Below are 17,904 nucleotides of genomic sequence, written 5' to 3'. Positions count from 1 at the left end.
CTCTCCGCCAGAAAAAGGCCGCTCGGCAGACCCGTCGAAGACCCCCGATCCGGAGGGGCCCATCGCCACGCCTAGCCAAACAGTCGTGTCAAATCATTGTACAGGGCCAGTGTCATCAGGCCCGCGATCGCCAGGAGCCCCACCTGCTGTCCGATGATCTGGGTACGCTCCGACACCGGGCTGCCCTTGACCGCCTCGGCGGCGTAATACAGCAGATGTCCGCCATCCAGCATCGGGATCGGCAGCAGGTTGATGATCCCGAGGGACACGCTCACCAGCCCCAGGAAACCCAGAAACGCCGAGACCCCGATCAGCGCCGAGACCCCCGCGAACTCGGCTATGGTAACCGGTCCGCTGATATTTTTAACCGACGCATCCCCGGTGATCATTCGCCACAGGATGCCGAGCGTCAGGACCGAGACATCCCACGTGCGCTGGACACCGGAAACAAAGGCCGACACCGGGCCCTGACGCACCAGGACCGCCATCTCCCGCGCCGCCGGCTGATCCGGGTCCACCCCGGCACCGATACGGCCGATGCGCGTGCCCTCATGATCCACAGCCTCCGGCGTCATGCGCAGCTCCAGGGTTCGGCCATCCCGCTCGACCGTCACCTGCAAGTCCGTCTCCGGACGGGCACGCACGCGCTCGACCCAGTCGTTCCAGTCGGTCACCGCGTCGCCATCCACGGCCAGCACGCGATCACCCGGCTCCAGCCCCGCCGCCGCGGCGGGGCTCCCGGCCTCGACCGCGCCGATACGCGGTTCCAGCGCGGGGCGATACGGCTGCAAGCCCAGCTTGTCGAGGAACTGCCCCTCGCCCAGCAGCGCCTGGCGATCGCGCAGATCCACCTCGCGCTCGAACTCGCGACCCTCCACATCCCGCACCAGCAGGGTCACGGCCTCGCCGCGCACGGCATGATCCAGCAGCCGCAGGTTGGCCTGTTCCCAGTCCACGACCGCGCGATCCCCCACCCGCAGGATCTCCTGCCCGCGCTCGAGCCCGGCCTCGGCGGCCGGCGTCTCCGGCGCCACCTCGCCCAGAATCGGCTTGACCCCTCCCACGCCCACCATAAACATCACGGCGTACACCACGATGGCCAGGAGGAAATTCGCCGCGGGTCCCGCCGACACCACAAAGGTACGGGCCCCGAGACCCTTCTGGTTGAAGGCGCGCGGGACCTCCTCCGGCGCGACGGCCCCCTCGCGCTCATCCAGCATCTTCACGTAGCCGCCCAGGGGCAGCGCGGCGATCACGAACTCCGTCCGATCCCGTCCGAAGTAGCGCTTGTACAACGGGCGCCCGAAACCGACCGAAAACCGCAGCACCTTGACACCCATCAGGCGCGCGGCCAGGTAATGTCCATACTCGTGCACGGTCACGAGCACGCCGATCGCCACCGCAAATGCCAGCAGGCTCGTCAGAAAGGTCATGACACCACTTGCCGTGCGTTCGCCACCTGCTCCCCGGCGATCGCGCGTGCCTTCCGGTCAGCGCTCAACACCCGCTCCAGCGAGTCCACCGGCTCGGCCTCGATGGCATCGAGAGTGGCGGCGATCACCACGGGGATCTCGCTGAACGCCAGGCGTTCGGCGAGAAACGCCTCCACCGCCACCTCATTCGCCGCGTTCAGCACCGCCGTCGCCGTCCCCCCGCGCTCCAGGGCCTGATAGGCCAGCCCCAGCGCAGGGAAGCGCGCCGCTTCCGGTTCGGAGAACTCCAGCCGGCCCATGGTCAGAAGGTCCAGGGGCTCGACCCCGGATTCCATGCGCTCGGGCCAGGCCAGGGCATGGGCAATCGGTGTTCGCATATCGGGATTCCCGAGTTGCGCGAGCACAGAGCCGTCGTCATAGGCCACCATCGAGTGCACGATACTCTGCGGATGCAGCACCACCTGGATCGTCGCCGGCGGTACTGCGAACAGCCAGCAGGCCTCGATCACCTCCAGGCCCTTGTTCATCATCGTTGCGGAGTCCACCGAGATCTTGCGCCCCATCTCCCAGTTGGGATGAGCGCAGGCCTCGTCCGGGGTGATGCCGGCAAAGCTATCCAGCGGACGATCGCGAAACGGCCCGCCCGACGCGGTCAGCCAGATCCGGCGGGCGCCGTGCGGTGTGACCGGCTCCGCACAGACGTACCCGTTCGGCAGGCACTGGAAGATCGCATTGTGCTCGGAATCGATGGGCAGCAGGCACGCCCCGGAGCGCCGCACGGCATCCATCAGCAACGCGCCGGACATCACCAGCGCCTCCTTGTTCGCCAGCAACACCCGCTTGCCCGCCTCCGCCGCGGCCAGCGTGGGCAACAGCCCGGCGCCCCCCACGATCGCGGCCATCACCGCGTCCACCTGCGGCGCGCGAGCCACCTCGGCCAGGGCCTCCGCGCCCGCGTGCACCTGCGTGCGCGACCCGGACGCCGCCAGGGCCGTGCGCAGGGCATCCGCGGCATCCGCATCGACCATCACCGCGACGTCCGGCGCGTGCCGAAGGCACTGCTCGCGCATGCGTTCCACATTGCGATGAGCCGTCAGGGCATGGACGCGGAACCGTTCCGGCTGACGCGCCACCACGTCCAGCGTGCTCAGCCCGATACTGCCGGTCGATCCGAGAATGGTGAGCTGCGTCGTCTTCATGAGTACCTGCGCCTGCGCGCGCTATCCCGTCACCGGCGAGGCCGGTATCAGCGCCAGCCACAACAGCCCGGCCAGGAACACCGGGGCGGCTGCAACCATACTGTCGAACCGGTCCAGAATACCCCCGTGACCCGGCAGCAAGGAACCACTGTCCTTGGCCCCGGCCTCGCGCTTCAGGATGCTCTCGAACAGGTCCCCGACCACCGACACCAGACCGATCAGTACCGACAGCAGCAGGAAGACCAGCGCGTCCATCGGGGCAAGCCCCCACCCGATCGCCACCACGGTCGCGAAGGCCAGTACCGTGAGCAGGCCGCCGAACAACCCCTCGCGGGTCTTTCCCGGGCTGATATGGGGCGCCAGCGGGTTGCGGCCGAAGGCCTTGCCGGCGAAGTAGGCGCCCGTATCCGCGAGCCCCACCAGCACCACCAGATACACCACCAGCAACGGGGCCAGTGCGTGCAGCCAGACGAGGCCCATTCCGGCCGGCACCAGCGTGAGGATCGCCGCAACCGCAAACAGCGGTCCATGTCGGCCGCGCGCGCCCTCCTCGTGTTCCCGGTAGAACGGCAGCACCAGCAGGATCACCAGCCACCACAGCAGGGCCAGGCCCAGAATCAGGTAGTGCAGCGCCCCTGCAGGGGCAGTTCCAAGCGCCAGCACGGGGGCGCCCACGGCCGCGACCAGCGCGGCGCGGGCACCGTGGCCCACCAGTCCCGCCAGGCCGCCCCATTCCCAGGTGGCCAGCCCGAGCACCAGCACCACCAGGAGCAGCACGGCCCAGTTGGGGCCCCAGGCCACCAGGGCCAGGGCCGGCAGGCCCAGGGCCGACGCCGTCAGGATCCGTTGCCTAAGCACCCGTCGCCTCCCCCGGCGCGGCCGCGTCGCCCGCGGCCGGCACGCGCCCGAAGCGGCGCTGGCGGCTTGCGTACCAGGTCAGCCCTTCCTCCAGCTCCGTATTCGTCACATCCGGCCAGAAGGTCTCGATGAACAGCAGTTCGGCGTAGGCCGCCTGCCACAAGAGGAAATTGCTGACCCGGTGTTCACCCCCGGTGCGGATCAGCAGATCCACGTCCGGCAGGCCGGCCGTACTCAGATATCCGGAGAAGGCGGCCTCGGGGTCCGCCCCGCGGTCGTTGTCGGCCACCCAGCGCCGGGCCGCCTGCAGGATGTCCCAGCGCCCGCCATAACCCAGCGCGACCACCAGGCACATGCGGTCGTTCCCGGCGGTGGCCTGCTCGGCCTCGGTCATGCGTGCCTGAAGATCGGACGGGAACGTGGCGCGATCCCCGATAAAGCGCAGCACGATACCCCGCTCGACGAGCTCCGGAAGCTCCGCCTCGATGGCGGAGACAAACAGGTCGAACAGGGCCTCGACCTCTTCCCGGGGGCGGCCCCAGTTCTCGCTGCTAAAGGCAAACAGGGTGAGGGTGCCAACGCCCTGTTCGGCAAAGAAGCGCACGGCGTTGCGCGTCGCCTCCAGCCCGGCGCGGTGGCCTTCGGATCGGCTCAGACCGCGCGCCTCGGCCCAGCGGCCGTTGCCATCCATGATGATGGCCACATGCGCGGGAAGCCCATCGCGGGGTTTCGGGATAACCGGCATCGTGCGCGCCGGTCAGACTTCCATCAACTCGGCTTCCTTGTCCGCCAGCATCGCGTCGACCTTCGCGATGTGGTCGTCGGTCAGCTTTTGGACCTGCTCCTGGGCCTTGTGCTCGTCGTCCTCGGACATCTCCTTGTCCTTGACCAGCTGCTTGAAGGCATTGTTGGCGTCACGCCGGATATTGCGCACGGCCACCCGTGCGTGCTCGGCCTCCGCCTTCACCACCTTCACCAGCTCGCGGCGGCGCTCTTCCGTCAGCGCCGGCAGCGGCACCCGGATCACGGTCCCCATGCTCGCCGGGTTCAGCCCCAGATCGGAGGTCATGATGGCCTTCTCGACCTTACCCACCATGTCCTTCTCGTACGGCACCACGGCCAGCGTGCGCGCATCCTCGGCCGTTATGTTCGCGACCTGGTTGATCGGCACTTCCATGCCGTAGTACTCCACGTGCACGTGCTCGAGCAGCGTGGGGTGCGCCCGCCCCGTGCGGATCTTCGACAGTTCGTTGCGCAGCGCTTCCAGGCTCTTGTCCATGCGCTCGCGCGCGTCCTTGATGGTGGCGTCACTCATTGCGGGATCCCTCGACCAGGGTACCCACCGCCTCGCCCATCACGAGCCGCTGCAGGTCGCCCCTGGCAAACATGTTCATTACACGAATCGGCAGGCCGTTGTCGCGGCACATCACCAGGGCCGTGGTATCCATCACGCCCAGGCGCCTTTCCAGCGCATCATCGAACGTCAGGCGTTCAAAGCGTCGGGCATCCTTGCTCTTGACCGGGTCGGCATCGTAGACACCGTCGACCTTGGTCGCCTTGATCATGATATCGGCGTTGATCTCGATCGCCCGCAGACTGGCCGCGGAGTCCGTCGTAAAGAACGGATTACCGGTCCCGGCCGCGAACACCACGATCCGCCCCTTCTCGAGATGGCGCACCGCACGGCGCCGGATGTAGTCCTCGCAGACCTGGTTGATCCGGATCGCCGACATTACGCGGGAGAAACGCCCGGCCCGCTCGATCGCATCCTGCAGCGCCAGCGCGTTGATCACCGTCGCCAGCATGCCCATGTGATCACCGGTCACCCGGTCCATGCCGCCCTGCGCCAGACCCGCACCGCGGAAGATATTACCGCCACCGATCACGATGCCGACCTCTACCCCCATGCGGGAGAGCTCCGAGACCTCTTCGGCCACCTGCGCCAGGACATCCGGGTCCACCCCGTAGGATTGCTGGCCCATCAGGGCCTCCCCGCTCAACTTCAGAAGGATGCGCCGGTACGCGGGCTGGCTGTCCTGACTCATGGAGTTCCTTATCTCGGGCTCGTTATTCTCGCTTGCCAGTTTTTTCTGGCCCTCTTATCCGGAAACGGCCGCTTCAAGCGGCCGCCCCGGGATCCTGCTGGATCAGGCGCCGCGCGCCTGAGCCATGACCTCTTCGGCGAAGTTCTCGGTCTTCTTCTCGATGCCCTCGCCCACCTCATAGCGGATGAATCCGGACACCGACGCACCCTTGCTCTCCAGCAACTGGCCGACGGTCTGATCGGGGTCCTTCACGAACGGCTGGCCGACCAGGGTAATCTCGCCCAGGTACTTGCGGATCCGGCCCTCGATCATCTTCTCGATGATGTTCTCGGGCTTGCCGGACTCCTCGGCCTGCGCCTTGAAGATCGCGCGCTCCTTGTCGAGCATCTCGGTCGGCACCTGGCTTTCGTCCACGCACACCGGGTGGCTGGCCGCGATATGCATGGCAATGTCCTTAGCCAGCGCCTCGTCTCCGCCGTTCAGGCCGACCAGCACACCGATGCGGGCGCCATGCTGGTAGAAGCCCAGGGCCCCTTCCGCGCTCATTCGTTCGAAGCGACGTACCTGGACGTTCTCGCCCACCTTGGCGATCAGCTGGGTGCGCTGCTCTTCCAGGGTCTGGCCATCCACGGTCTCGGCCATCAGACCCTCGACAGAATCGGCTGCGGTGTTCAGCGCCACCTTGGCGCAGGTGCCGGTGAAGGCACGGAAGTTGTCGTCATTGCCAACGAAGTCGGTTTCGCAGTTGATCTCGACGATCACGGCCTGCGAACCCTCGCAGGCGATCTCGACCCGGCCCTCGGCCGCAACCCGATCCGCCTTCTTGTCGGCCTTGGCCATGCCGGACTTGCGCATGGCTTCCACGGCCGCTTCCAGGTCTCCCCCGGTCTCGGTCAGGGCCTTCTTGCATTCCATCATGCCGGCGCCAGTGCGCTCGCGCAGTTCTTTCACTTGTGCAGCAGTAATCTGCATCGTTGGTGCTCCTGAATCATGCTCGGACCGGCCGCCTCGGGCGGCCGGTCCCGGTTATCAAGCGGGGTTGGCGGGCGACGCGGTGTCGTCGGAACCTTCGGCCGCGGCCGGCTCGGCGAACTCTTCTTCGCTCACGCCACCGGTGCTCACGGCGCCCTTGGCCTCGATGATCGTGTCGGCGATCGCGGCCACGTAGAGCTGGATGGCACGCATCGCGTCATCATTGCCCGGGATCACGTAGTCCACGCCTTCCGGGGAATGGTTGGAATCGACCACTGCCACCACCGGGATGCCGCGCTTCTTCGCCTCGGCCACGGCAATCTTTTCGTAGCCCACGTCGATCACGAACATGGCGTCGGGCATGCGGTTCATGTCCTTGATACCGCCCAGGCTGCGATCCAGCTTTTCCTTCTCGCGGCGACGGCTCAGGGCCTCGCGCTTGTTCAGGACCTGGAAGCTGCCGTCGGCGTCCATCGTCTCGAGATCCTTCAGGCGCTTGATCGACTGCTTGACCGTGTTGAAGTTGGTCAGCATCCCGCCCAGCCAGCGGTGGCTCACGTGCGGCATGCCGCAGCGACGTGCCTCTTCCGCCACCACGTCGCGCGCCGAGCGCTTGGTGCCGACAAACAGGATCTGGCCGCCGTCGGCGGCGAGCTTGCCGAGGAAGTTCAACGCGTCGTTGAACATCGGCAGGGACTTCTCGAGGTTGATGATATGAATCTTGTTGCGTTCCCCGAAGATGTACGGGGCCATCTTGGGATGCCAGTAACGCGTCTGGTGGCCGAAGTGCACGCCGGCCTCCAGCATCTGTCGCATAGTCACGAGGGACATGAGGTTTCTCCTGTAACGGGTTGAGCCTCCACGTATCCCGATCTGAAACCCGAACCGAATCTTCTTTCGCGAGCGGGCACCCGACAGACCGTGCCGATACGTGTGTGGATTTAGGTTTCGAACACCGGCCCCGCAAAGGGCGGCATCCGGCCCCGCCGAATTGCCAGCGAGGCGCGCGCTTTATAGCATAGGACGCTTACCCGAACCAAACGCCGAGCCCCTCCGGGCGCCGCGGCGGGAGCCCCCATGTCCGTTTCCATCAAGACCCCCGAAGAAATCGAACACATGCGCGTCGCCGGCCGCCTGGCCGCCGAAGTCCTCGAGATGATCGAGCCCCATGTGCAGGCCGGCGTGACCACCGGGGAGCTGGACCGGATCTGCCACGACTACATCGTGAACACCCAGGACGCGATCCCGGCCCCGCTCAACTACCGGGGCTTTCCCAAGTCGATCTGCACCTCGGTGAACCACCAGGTCTGCCACGGCATCCCGGGCGACCGGAAGCTGAAGAACGGCGACATCCTCAACATTGACATCACCGTCATCAAGAATGGCTTTCACGGCGATACCAGCCGCATGTTCGTGATCGGCAAGGCCGGCATCCAGGCCCAGCGGGTGATCGACGTGGCGCGCACCAGCATGTACCTCGGCATCCAGCAGGTCCGCCCCGGGGCGACGCTGGGCGACATCGGACACGCCATCCAGGAATACGCCGAGGCCCGGCGCTGCTCCGTGGTGCGGGAATTCTGCGGTCACGGGATCGGGCGCGGCTTTCACGAGGACCCACAGGTCCTGCACTACGGCAAGCCCGGCACCGGCATGACGCTGGAGGAAGGCATGTGCTTCACCATCGAACCCATGATCAATGCCGGACGCCGGCATACGCGCATCCTCGCCGACGGCTGGACCGCCGTGACCAAGGATCACAGCCCCTCGGCCCAGTGGGAGCACACCATCCTGGTGACCGCGGATGGCTACGAGATCCTGACCCTGCGCAAGGACGAAACCCCGCCCCAGGAGATCGCGGCCTGATCCGGGCTTTTCGCCTCCCTTACCCGCCGATTCGCACCAACAACGCCACGGAGTTGCAATGAATCCTGCGGGCAGCACCCCCGGCGAACTCGATACCCCGGCCTTCACCGCCGACTGGGGCGAGGACTACCAGCGCCTGAGCCGCAACCCGGGGAACATCGCCCTGTTCCGGGACCGCCGCCGCGCCATCCTGGAGCAGCAGTACCAGGGCTTTCGCGACGGCATGCCCATCGCCGAACTGATCCATGGCCATGCCCGGCGCATCGACGAGCTGCTCAAGCTGATCTGGGCGCAGAAGGGTCTGGCCGATGACGACCGGCTGTGCCTGATTGCGGTCGGGGGCTACGGGCGCGGCGAACTGCATCCCGCCTCCGACATCGATATCCAGATCATCCTCGAGGGCGAGCACGACCGTGCCCGCTTCGACCGCATCAGCGATTTCGTCACCTTCCTCTGGGATATCGGCATCGAAGTCGGACACAGCGTGCGCAGCATCGAAGACTGCACCCGCGAGGCGCGCGACGACATCACCGTTGCGACCAACCTGATCGAGGCCCGCTACCTGGCCGGTCATCTGGGTCTGTTCAACGACTTCCGCCAGGCCATCGAACCCGATCGCATCTGGGACTCGCGCAGTTTCTACGCCGCCAAGCTGGCGGAACAACAGGCCCGGCATCGCCGCTTCGGCGAGACCGCCTACCGCCTGGAGCCAAACGTCAAGGAAGGCCCTGGCGGGCTGCGCGACATCCAGATGATCGGCTGGGTCACCAAGCGCCACTACGGCGCCGAGCGCATCGAGGAACTGGTCTCGCTGGGCTTCCTGCGCGAGGGCGAATTCCGCGAGATGATGGAGGGTCAGAACTTCCTCTGGCGCGTGCGCTTCGCCCTCCACATGCTGACCGGCCGCCGCGAGGACCGCCTGCTGTTCGACCTGCAGCGCCAGCTGGCCAACACCTTCGGCTTCGTCGACCAGAACCACAACCGGGCGGTCGAGCAGTTCATGCAGCGCTACTTCCGCACCATCAACGACCTCGAGCGCCTGAACGAGCTGCTGCTGCAGCACTTCAACGAGGCCATCCTGGACGACCCCGAAAACCTGCAGGAACCGGTGCGCATCCATCAGCGCTTCCAGCTCCGGGGCGGCTATCTCGAGGCCGCGCACGACCAGGTCTTCATGATCTACCCGCCGGCCCTGCTGGAGGTCTTCCGCCTGTTGCAGGAACACCCCGAGATCCAGGGCATACGGGCCTCCACCATCCGCCTGATCCGGGCCCACCGCCACCTGATCGACGGTCACTTCCGACGCAACCCGGTCTGCCGCGAGCTGTTCATGGACATCCTGCGCGCGCCGCGCGGCATCACCAGCCAGCTCCGCCGGATGAACCGCTATGGCGTGCTGGGCAACTATCTGCCGGCCTTCGGCCGCATCATCGGGCGCATGCAGTATGACCTCTTCCACGCCTACACCGTGGACGAACACACCCTGAACGTGGTGCGCAACGCGCGCCGGCTCGCGCTGCCCGAGTTCGCCCACGAACAACCCCTGGCGCACCGCATCCACGCGAGCCTGGAACGGCCGGAACGCCTGGTCCTGGCCGCGCTGTTTCACGACATCGCCAAGGGTCGCGGCGGCGACCACTCCGAGCTGGGCGCCCACGACGCCCTGCACTTCTGCCAGCAACACGGGCTCTCGGACGCCGATGCCGGGCTGGTCGCCTGGCTGGTGCGCTCGCACCTGCTGATGTCCCTCACGGCCCAGCGCAAGGACATCTCGGACCCCGAGGTGGTCCTCGGCTTCGCACGGGAGGTCGCCACCGGCGAACGTCTGGACTTTCTCTATCTGCTCACGATAGCCGATATCCGCGGCACCAACCCGGAGCTATGGAACAGCTGGAAGGATGCCCTGCTCCAGACCCTCTACCACGCCACGCGCAACGTCCTCGATCGCGGCCTGGACACCCCGCCGGACATGGACGAGCAGATCCACCAGACGCGCGTCGAGGCGCTCGAGCGGCTGCAGCAACAGGGCTTCGATCCGGAACAGGCGCGTCGGCTGTGGGATGAACTCGACGACGAGTATTTCCTCCGCCATTCCGCCGACGAGATCGCCTGGCATGCCCAGGCCCTGCTCCCGCTGGAACCGGACGCGCTCCCGCTGATCCTGGTACGCCCCAAGACCTCGCGCGGCAGCACCGAGATCTTCGTCTATGCCGAGGATCACCCGCAGATCTTCGCCCGCATCACCAGCGCATTGACCCAGCTCGGGCTCGACATCGTAGACGCCCGCATCATCACCACGGCGGCTGGCCGCACCCTAGATACCTTCCTGGTCCTGGAGAGCGGCGGCGGCCAGACCGTCGATGCCGGCTATCGCGCCGACGAGATCCGCCACGCTCTGGAGCACGAACTCGCCCGCCAGGGCCGCACCCCCAACCCCGCCACGCGTCAGCTACCGCGACGCCTCAAGCACTTCGACGTGGACACCCGCATCGAATTCGAGCCGGCGCCCGGGGGCCACGCCACGCGCATGCGCCTGCGGGCCCTGGATCGACCGGGCCTGCTGTCCACCATCGGGCATATCCTTGGCGAGCAGGGTATCGACGTCCGCACCGCCCGCATCGCCACGGCCGGCGAACAGGTCGAAGACAGCTTCCTGCTGAGCCGACCCGGGCGCACCCCGCTGGACGCCGAGGCACAGACCCGACTGCGCGAGGCCCTGCTTCAGGCCCTCTGACGCCGAGGGAAACACTGATTACGTGTTCCCCTTACGATCAGCGCCCGCGCGCCTCCAGCGGCAAGGGGTCCGGCGCCGCCGGCGAGGCCTCGCCCAGCAGGCGCGTTTCAAAGTCCGTCAGCACGCTGAATTCGACCCGTCGGGAGGCGCGGCGGTCCTCCTCGCCCTGTGCATCCAGCACCCGCCGCGAAGATGACAGGCCCACGGCGGCGACCCGCGAGCGAAACCAGTCCGCCTCCTGCAGGGGTTCCAGCTGGTAGGCGTATTCCAGCACCGCCCGCGTGCGCCGCTGGCTAAGATCCATGTTGCCGAAATAAGCCTCCAGGGGATCGTCGCTCCCGGCCCACTCACTCGACGTGTGGCCTTCGATCCGTACCTCCCGGATCACCTCGGCGAACGGGCGCAGCTGTTCGGCATAGCGCGGCATGAAATCCGCCAGAATCGCCTCGAATCGCGGCCGGATGGAGGCTGAACTGCGCTCGAACAGGACCTCCGGCTCACGGAAACGCAGCGTCAGGCTGTCGCGATCCAGCTCCGCGTTCCAGCGCGGCAGATCCTCCCGGAACTCCTCCTCGAGCACCGAATAGATCGCCGCGCGCAGCGCGGCCGCCTCGTTGCGCACCTCCGTGTGCGCGGCACTCTCGCGCTCCACCTGCACCATATGCAGCAGGGCGAGGAACAGGAAGATCATCATCAACGCCGCCATCAGATCCGCCACCGCGAGCCAGTGCGAGCCCTGGTCCGCCTCGCTGCCGGGGCCCTCGCCCCGGCGTCCGCGCCGCGCCATCCACGCAAACATCAGTTACGCCCGCCCGCTGATGCCACCGGCCGGCTCCAGCGCTGCTCGGCCGCGTGTCCGGCCTGAACGGCGTTCTCGATGCTCTCGAGCATCGCCTCCAGGCGGGCATCCATGGCCGGGAAGGCCTCGGTTGCACGATCGCGCAGGGCCGCGATGCTGCCCAGCAGCGCCTCCAGTTCGACCGTCTCGCGGCGCAGGCTGGAGAGCGTCGACTCCTGATCCTCCACGTGACGCGTGATCTGCAGGGCCTGTCCCGTCATGCGCTCCAGCGTCTGCTCGGTCTGCTCGACCCCGCTGCGCGCCTGATCAAAGGCACGCTGCAGGGTTTCCATCTGCTGACGGTACTGATCCTGCCACTCCAGCAGTCGCGCGACCGAGTCATCCAGGCGGCGGAAGTTCTCCCCGAACTGCTCGCCAAGACGATGGTTGAAATCGTGGATCACCCGCTCCAGCGCCTCGACGAGATGCGTGCTGCTCATTTCGGTGATGCGTTCGGCCATGCCGTCCAGCGCCCCGGTCAGTTCCCGGTGCTGCCGCTCCAGCCGGGCATCGAGGCGCTGGTCCAGAGTCCGCACGGCCTCGACCATCGCCAGCGTGGCATCGCGCTGCTGTGCGGCCAGTTGCGCCGGATCTTTGATGCCGTTTGTCGCCTCGGCGGGAACCTCGCGCTCCGCGAGAGCCGCGGTGGGCGTCAACACCTGCACCATGCGCAGCACCGCCGAGAGGAGGATGCCCACGATACTGGTCACAAAGGCCAGCTTGAGCCCCTCCAGCAACGCGGGGATGCTCGCCTCCACACGTCCCGCATCGAAGTCCAGCAGGCCAACCGCCACCCCCAGGAACGTCCCGAGGATCCCGAGCGTGGTCAGCAACGCGGGCGCGGCCCCCTGCAGGGCCTTCGCGCGCCGCAGCGCCGTCGCGCCCAGGGCCACCAGGAACAACGCGAACAACACCAGCGCGAACAGGCCAATCACCGTCAGCGGGCTGAGCCCCTGTAGTGTCGCCAGCAAGGCCTCTGCGATCCTGTCCAATACTCCCATCCTGAATTCTCCTGCCGCACCCCGGGCACGCTTGTGTACTGCCGGTTCAAACAAGCAAGAAAAGCGCCAGTTTCGCCGAAGGTGCGGCAAGGCCGCTTGGACACCCACCAGAACCGACGAGTTATTGACGATTCCCAGGCGGGTCACACAACTCTTCGCTCAAATCGTCAGCTTGCCGGCACCGCCATCCCCAACAGTTTCACGACGGGTCGTTCCGGTCGCGTTGGGCTTTACTCAATATTCGGAATGCCGTATGAACGAGAGAGGGGCGCAATGACATGACCAGAACACGCTCAAACCCCGCACGTGTTCCTGCCGCGCACTGGATCACGCGGCCGGCCAGTGCGGTGCTCATCCCGGTTCTGCTGATGCTCGGCGGTTTGCCAGCACTGGCAAACGATGCCCAGACCCGGTCCCTGGGCATCCAGCCCTTTCTCAGCCCCCCAGCCCTCTTCGAGCGATACGCACCGTTGCGCGACTGGCTGAGCGAGCAGCTCGAGGTTCCGGTTCGAATCGAATCTGCGCGAACCCGTGACGTCTTCCACCAAAGACTCGCTGCCGAACGCTACGACCTGGTGTTCACCTCGCCGCATGTGGTGCCATTCCTTGAAACGGAGACGCGCTACCAGGCGATAGCGGCCACCCGGGACCGGCTGGCGATTCTGATTGCGGTGCTACCCGAAACGCCATTCGACAGTGTCGAGGACCTGGCGAATGCACGCATTGCCGCACCCTTCGAGGAAAGCCTGGCATCGGCCTACCTGGATCACGCCCTCTCCAGGCAACTATGGACAGACGGAGCATCCCGGCCGATCATCCAGCACCACCACCATCACAGCGCCGCCGTAACCACCTTCGTGCGCGGCGAAACAGAGGCCCTGGTTCTGGTCACGGATGGTGACCTGGTGGAATCTCTCACCCGTCTGGGTGCTACGACCATGCTGATGTCACTCGGGGATGGGACTCTCGTGCGTGTCATCGAGGCATCACCCACTTTCCCCGGCATGACGCTTTTGGCACGCAACGCCGTCGTCGCGGAAGCCGGTGATTTGACCCGCTCGCTCATCAGCCTTGAAGACACCGCCCAGGGGCAGCACCTCCTGCGCGCGATACGCCACCGAGGTTTCGTTGCCGTTCAGGACACCGACTTCCTGCCTTTTCGCCAGGAGGCGTTCGAAAATGCATTCGATTCGTTCGAACCCAAGGAGGAATGAGGTGGGCTCCAGGAGCCTGTGTGGCGACGTTGCCACGATGGGCATCTACGGAACAGTCCCGTAGAATATGCCCGACATTTTCGGCTTTTGACCAACCACCCACACTGGCAAGCCCCCGACCCGGAATCCTTCCATGAACCGCTCCGGCCTGGCTCCAACCAGCTTCGGCCCCACCCTTCTGGTGGCACCGCGAGTACGCGAGCCAGGCCCCGCATGCGCCTGAATTTCGCCTGGCAGATCATCATTGGCACCGTCGCGATCCAGGTGGCGATGGTCGCGGTGCTGATGTTCAGTGGCATCTCCCAGGTGCAGCAGAACCAGTCGCAGATGCTGGAGCGATTTGCCGAGCAGCAGGGGCGCCTCCTGTCCAGCGCGCTGACTCCCGGGCTGGCCTACGCCGATCCGGCGATGCTGCAGGACCTGCTGGACCTGGTCGCGGACGACTCCCACGTGCTCTACGCCGTGGTGCTCGATGCCCAGGACCAGCCCATGGCCTCCGTGGGCATCTCGCCGGAGGCAATCCCCGAATCCGGCGACCGCATTCGCACTGCCCCTGGACAGATCGAGATCCTCCGGGACATCGAACTGGCCGGACAGCCCCTGGGCACCCTCGCGGTCGGGTATTCGACGGACGCCATTGATGCCCTGTCCGCCGACCTCCTGCAGCGCAACGTCCTGCTGGCCATGGGCGTTCTGGTACTGTCGATGGTGGCCGCGATTGTGTTCAGTCTGGTGATCACCCGCCGGCTGCGCCTTTTGAATCAGGGCGCGAAGGCCCTGCAGGTCGGCCGCCTGGACCATCGCATCCCGATGCGCTCGAACGACGAATTCGGCGACCTCGCGCGCACCTTCAACGACGTCGCCGCCCATCTCGGTACAACCCAGACCACGCTGGAACAGCAAAACCAGCAACTCAACCGCTCGGTCGCGCGCCTGGAATCCATGCTGGGCGGGGCCAATGCCATCCTGTGGGAGGCCAACCCCGCCACTCACGAATGGGAGTTCGTCGCCGGCGACACCCGCCACCTGCTCGGCTTTCCCGCGCGCAATCTGGGCCGCGGCGAACTGCGGGCCCGCCACATCCATCCGAGCGACCTGCCGCGGGTCCAGAACGCCGCCCGCGAGAGCCGCAACCAGTCGCGCACCGTGGACTACCGCTTCGCCCACCGCGACGGCCAGTGGATCTGGCTGCGCGACATCCTGTCCTGGGCCACGGACGGTGACGGCCGCGAGAGCCTGCGTGGACTGACCCTGGATATCACCGCCCATCGCCGCACCACCGATGCCCTGGCCGAAAGCGAGAATCGCTACCGCGATGTCGTGGACCACATCTCCGAGGTCATCTTCCGGACCGATGCGGACGGTCGCTGGACCCTCCTGAATCCCGCCTGGGAACACCTCACCGGCTGCAACGTGGAGGAGACCCTGGGCCGCCCGATGTGTGACTTCGTGGCCCCGGAGGACACCGAGGACGCCCGCAGCTTCTGCGCCACCCTGCTGGAGGGCGGGTCCCATGCCCAGTCCGAGGAGATCCGCCTGCGCACCCGCGAAGGCGACATCCGCTGGGTCAGCGTCTATGCCAGTGCCCGGTTCAATGAGCGCGGCGAGGTCACGGCGACCTTCGGCACGATGACCGACATCTCCGACCGCAAGCAGGCCGAGGACGAGATCCGCCGTCTCGCCTTCTTCGACGGCCTGACCCATCTGCCCAACCGTACCCTGCTGCACGATCGACTGAGCCAGACGCTCGGGAACACCGAGCGCAGCCATTTGCACGGCGCGCTCCTGTTCATCGACCTCGACAACTTCAAGGACATCAACGACACCCTGGGGCATGCCGTGGGCGACGACCTGCTGCGGCAGGTCGCCGAGCGCATGCAGGACTCGGTCCGCGAGGCCGATACCCTGGCGCGACTTGGGGGCGACGAGTTCGTGGTCATCCTCAACGACCTCCACCCCGACCCGGCGCGGGCCGCGACCCAGGCGGAAGCGGTGGGACGCAAACTGATCGACCTCCTGCGCGACCCCTTCGAGCTCGCCGGACAGAAACGCCATGTCACCCCGAGCATCGGCGCCACGCTGTTCAGCGGCCGCAGTCTGGGCGTGGAAGAGATCCTGAAACAGGCGGACCTGGCGATGTATCGGGCCAAGAACGCCGGGCGCAACACCGTCCGCTTCTATGACCCCGACCTGCACCGCGCGGTCGAGGCCCGCTTCGAACTCGAGAGCGAGCTGCGCCATGCGCTCGATCAGGACCACTTCAGCGTGCACTACCAGCCGCAGGTGGATGCCTCCGGCGCGGTCATGGGCGCCGAGATCCTGCTGCGCTGGATGCACGAAACCCGTGGCGCGATCTCCCCCGCCGAGTTCATTCCGGTCGCCGAACAGACCGGCCTGATCGTCCCGATCGGACGCAAGGTCATGCGCGCGGCCTGCGAGCAACTGGCCGCCTGGCAGCACCAGCCGGCCTTCCGTGACCTGACGCTGTCGGTCAACGTCAGCGCCCGCCAGTTCCGCCACCGCCACTTCGTCCGCGACCTGGCGGCGATCCTGGACGAAACCGGCGCCCCCGGGGAACGCCTGAAACTGGAACTGACCGAAAGCATGTTGCTGGAGAACGTGGAAACGGTCATTGCCCACATCGAGGACCTGCGTACGCTCGGGATCGAATTCTCCCTGGACGACTTCGGCACCGGTTACTCGTCGCTGGCCTACCTCAAGCGCCTGCCCCTGGCCCAGCTGAAGATCGATCAGTCCTTCGTGCGCGATGTGCTGGATGACCCGAACGATGCCGCGATTGCCCAGATGGTGGTCAATCTGGCCCACACCCTGGACCTCGACGTGATCGCCGAAGGGGTGGAGAACGACGATCAGCGCGCCTTCCTGTTCGGCCTGGGCTGCCGTCATTTCCAGGGCTACCTGTACGGTCACCCCGACACTCTGGCCGTCCTGGAGGCCCAGGTCCTGCACCAGGCGGGAAACCACCAACCGGCCGCCCACCGATAACCGTTCGATTTAAACGAACGTTAAGGGGCTTTTTTCGGCATTTTCTTTCGTATAAATCGGATCTAGGCTGACGGATATTCGATTCCCGACAAACGGAGGCCCGTCGACCATGAGCACCAAGATCCTGATCCTGTACTACTCCACCTGGGGCCACATCGAGCAGATGGCGGAGGCCGTGGCCCGGGGGGCCCGCGAAGTCCCGGATACCGAGGTCACGATCAAGCGTGTCCCGGAACTGATGCCGGACGAGGTGGCCCGCAACGCCGGCGCCAAGCTTGACCAGGCCGCACCCATCGCGAAGCCGGAGGAACTGGCGGACTACGACGCCATCATCATCGGCACCCCGACCCGCTACGGCCGCATGGCCGCCCAGATGGCCAACTTCCTCGACCAGACCGGCGCCCTGTGGTTCGGCGACAAGCTGGTCGGCAAGGTCGGCAGCGTGTTCGGCTCCACGGCATCGCAGCATGGCGGCCAGGAGACGACCCTGGTCTCCACCATCGTCAATCTGCTGCACTACGGCATGACCGTGGTTGGTCTACCCTACACCGAGAAGCGCATGCTCGACGTCAGCGAGGTCTGCGGCGGCACGCCCTACGGTGCCACCACGCTGGCCGCCGGCGACGGCTCGCGCCAGCCGAGCGAGAGCGAACTGGGCATGGCCGCCTCCCAGGGCCGGCACGTTGCGGAGGTCGCCCGCGCCCAGCGCCTTGGGCGCGAGGCCGGCTGACCGAACCGGTC

General features: G+C 66.5%; 15 protein-coding genes. 5 read left to right on the top strand and 10 right to left on the bottom strand.

Annotated features, from left to right (window positions below; genetic code table 11):
- Positions 1 to 71: 71 nt before the first annotated feature.
- The 8 genes from rseP to rpsB all read right to left on the bottom strand — a co-directional run bounded on the left by rseP (position 72) and on the right by rpsB (position 7,338).
- Positions 72 to 1,433, bottom strand: coding sequence for an RIP metalloprotease RseP (gene rseP / locus F627_RS0109130; RefSeq protein ID WP_018877462.1), 1,362 nt, complete (start codon positions 1,431 to 1,433; stop codon positions 72 to 74).
- Positions 1,430 to 2,632, bottom strand: coding sequence for a 1-deoxy-D-xylulose-5-phosphate reductoisomerase (gene ispC / locus F627_RS0109125; protein WP_019583892.1), 1,203 nt, complete (start codon positions 2,630 to 2,632; stop codon positions 1,430 to 1,432). Before ispC ends, rseP begins: the two co-directional genes overlap by 4 nt.
- A 21-nt stretch (positions 2,633 to 2,653) precedes the next feature.
- The gene (locus tag F627_RS0109120) at positions 2,654 to 3,490 is read right to left on the bottom strand and encodes a phosphatidate cytidylyltransferase (protein ID WP_018875562.1); all 837 of its coding nucleotides are present in this window, start codon (positions 3,488 to 3,490) and stop codon (positions 2,654 to 2,656) included.
- Positions 3,483 to 4,235 (bottom strand): polyprenyl diphosphate synthase, encoded by a 753-nt coding sequence (gene uppS / locus F627_RS0109115; RefSeq protein ID WP_019583891.1) that lies wholly within the window; start codon positions 4,233 to 4,235, stop codon positions 3,483 to 3,485. Before uppS ends, F627_RS0109120 begins: the two co-directional genes overlap by 8 nt.
- A 12-nt stretch (positions 4,236 to 4,247) precedes the next feature.
- On the bottom strand, positions 4,248 to 4,805 hold the full coding sequence (frr, locus tag F627_RS0109110) for a ribosome recycling factor (protein WP_018880571.1): 558 nt from the start codon (positions 4,803 to 4,805) through the stop codon (positions 4,248 to 4,250).
- Positions 4,798 to 5,535 (bottom strand): UMP kinase, encoded by a 738-nt coding sequence (pyrH, locus tag F627_RS0109105; protein ID WP_018866994.1) that lies wholly within the window; start codon positions 5,533 to 5,535, stop codon positions 4,798 to 4,800. Before pyrH ends, frr begins: the two co-directional genes overlap by 8 nt.
- 102 nt (positions 5,536 to 5,637) lie before the next feature.
- Positions 5,638 to 6,507: a translation elongation factor Ts gene (tsf, locus tag F627_RS0109095; protein WP_018880223.1), complete on the bottom strand. Its 870-nt coding sequence runs from the start codon at positions 6,505 to 6,507 to the stop codon at positions 5,638 to 5,640.
- Positions 6,508 to 6,564: 57 nt separating this feature from the next.
- Positions 6,565 to 7,338 (bottom strand): 30S ribosomal protein S2, encoded by a 774-nt coding sequence (rpsB, locus tag F627_RS0109090; RefSeq protein ID WP_018866996.1) that lies wholly within the window; start codon positions 7,336 to 7,338, stop codon positions 6,565 to 6,567.
- Positions 7,339 to 7,584: 246 nt separating this feature from the next.
- Here rpsB and map point away from each other — a divergent pair, with 246 nt between their 5' ends.
- Together map and glnD are read left to right on the top strand one after the other, a co-directional pair.
- Positions 7,585 to 8,370, top strand: a complete 786-nt coding sequence (map, locus tag F627_RS0109085) for a type I methionyl aminopeptidase (protein WP_018866997.1) — start codon at positions 7,585 to 7,587, stop codon at positions 8,368 to 8,370.
- Between the two features lie 58 nt (positions 8,371 to 8,428).
- Positions 8,429 to 11,104 carry a [protein-PII] uridylyltransferase gene (gene glnD / locus F627_RS0109080; RefSeq protein ID WP_019583890.1) on the top strand — a complete coding sequence of 892 codons (2,676 nt, stop codon included), beginning with the start codon at positions 8,429 to 8,431 and terminating at the stop codon, positions 11,102 to 11,104.
- 37 nt (positions 11,105 to 11,141) lie between these two features.
- On the opposite strand, the gene F627_RS0109075 is transcribed toward glnD, so the two are convergent.
- Positions 11,142 to 11,903: an OmpA family protein gene (locus F627_RS0109075; RefSeq protein ID WP_019583889.1), complete on the bottom strand. Its 762-nt coding sequence runs from the start codon at positions 11,901 to 11,903 to the stop codon at positions 11,142 to 11,144.
- A complete protein-coding gene (locus tag F627_RS0109070; protein WP_042835213.1) occupies positions 11,903 to 12,943 on the bottom strand; it encodes a hypothetical protein in 1,041 nt (346 codons plus the stop codon). The genes F627_RS0109075 and F627_RS0109070 overlap by 1 nt, the downstream gene beginning before the upstream one ends.
- A 347-nt stretch (positions 12,944 to 13,290) precedes the next feature.
- Here F627_RS0109070 and F627_RS0109065 point away from each other — a divergent pair, with 347 nt between their 5' ends.
- The 3 genes from F627_RS0109065 to wrbA all read left to right on the top strand — a co-directional run bounded on the left by F627_RS0109065 (position 13,291) and on the right by wrbA (position 17,893).
- Positions 13,291 to 14,157: a PhnD/SsuA/transferrin family substrate-binding protein gene (locus tag F627_RS0109065; protein WP_018867001.1), complete on the top strand. Its 867-nt coding sequence runs from the start codon at positions 13,291 to 13,293 to the stop codon at positions 14,155 to 14,157.
- 213 nt (positions 14,158 to 14,370) lie between these two features.
- Positions 14,371 to 17,163: an EAL domain-containing protein gene (locus tag F627_RS0109060; RefSeq protein WP_019583887.1), complete on the top strand. Its 2,793-nt coding sequence runs from the start codon at positions 14,371 to 14,373 to the stop codon at positions 17,161 to 17,163.
- Positions 17,164 to 17,272: 109 nt separating this feature from the next.
- Positions 17,273 to 17,893 (top strand): NAD(P)H:quinone oxidoreductase, encoded by a 621-nt coding sequence (gene wrbA / locus F627_RS0109055; RefSeq protein ID WP_019583886.1) that lies wholly within the window; start codon positions 17,273 to 17,275, stop codon positions 17,891 to 17,893.
- The last annotated feature ends 11 nt before the right edge of the window (positions 17,894 to 17,904 follow it).

The organism is Thioalkalivibrio sp. ALE16, assembly GCF_000381305.1.
GTDB lineage: Bacteria > Pseudomonadota > Gammaproteobacteria > Ectothiorhodospirales > Ectothiorhodospiraceae > Thioalkalivibrio.
This window is presented reverse-complemented; position numbering and strand designations above follow the sequence as displayed.

Coding starts and splice junctions, on each gene's coding strand:
- rseP (WP_018877462.1), bottom strand. CDS start 1,433: ATGACCTTTCTGACGAGCCTGCTGGCATTTGCGGTGGCGATCGGCGTG.
- ispC (WP_019583892.1), bottom strand. CDS start 2,632: ATGAAGACGACGCAGCTCACCATTCTCGGATCGACCGGCAGTATCGGG.
- uppS (WP_019583891.1), bottom strand. CDS start 4,235: ATGCCGGTTATCCCGAAACCCCGCGATGGGCTTCCCGCGCATGTGGCC.
- frr (WP_018880571.1), bottom strand. CDS start 4,805: ATGAGTGACGCCACCATCAAGGACGCGCGCGAGCGCATGGACAAGAGC.
- pyrH (WP_018866994.1), bottom strand. CDS start 5,535: ATGAGTCAGGACAGCCAGCCCGCGTACCGGCGCATCCTTCTGAAGTTG.
- tsf (WP_018880223.1), bottom strand. CDS start 6,507: ATGCAGATTACTGCTGCACAAGTGAAAGAACTGCGCGAGCGCACTGGC.
- rpsB (WP_018866996.1), bottom strand. CDS start 7,338: ATGTCCCTCGTGACTATGCGACAGATGCTGGAGGCCGGCGTGCACTTC.
- map (WP_018866997.1), top strand. CDS start 7,585: ATGTCCGTTTCCATCAAGACCCCCGAAGAAATCGAACACATGCGCGTC.
- glnD (WP_019583890.1), top strand. CDS start 8,429: ATGAATCCTGCGGGCAGCACCCCCGGCGAACTCGATACCCCGGCCTTC.
- F627_RS0109075 (WP_019583889.1), bottom strand. CDS start 11,903: ATGTTTGCGTGGATGGCGCGGCGCGGACGCCGGGGCGAGGGCCCCGGC.
- F627_RS0109070 (WP_042835213.1), bottom strand. CDS start 12,943: ATGGGAGTATTGGACAGGATCGCAGAGGCCTTGCTGGCGACACTACAG.
- F627_RS0109060 (WP_019583887.1), top strand. CDS start 14,371: ATGCGCCTGAATTTCGCCTGGCAGATCATCATTGGCACCGTCGCGATC.
- wrbA (WP_019583886.1), top strand. CDS start 17,273: ATGAGCACCAAGATCCTGATCCTGTACTACTCCACCTGGGGCCACATC.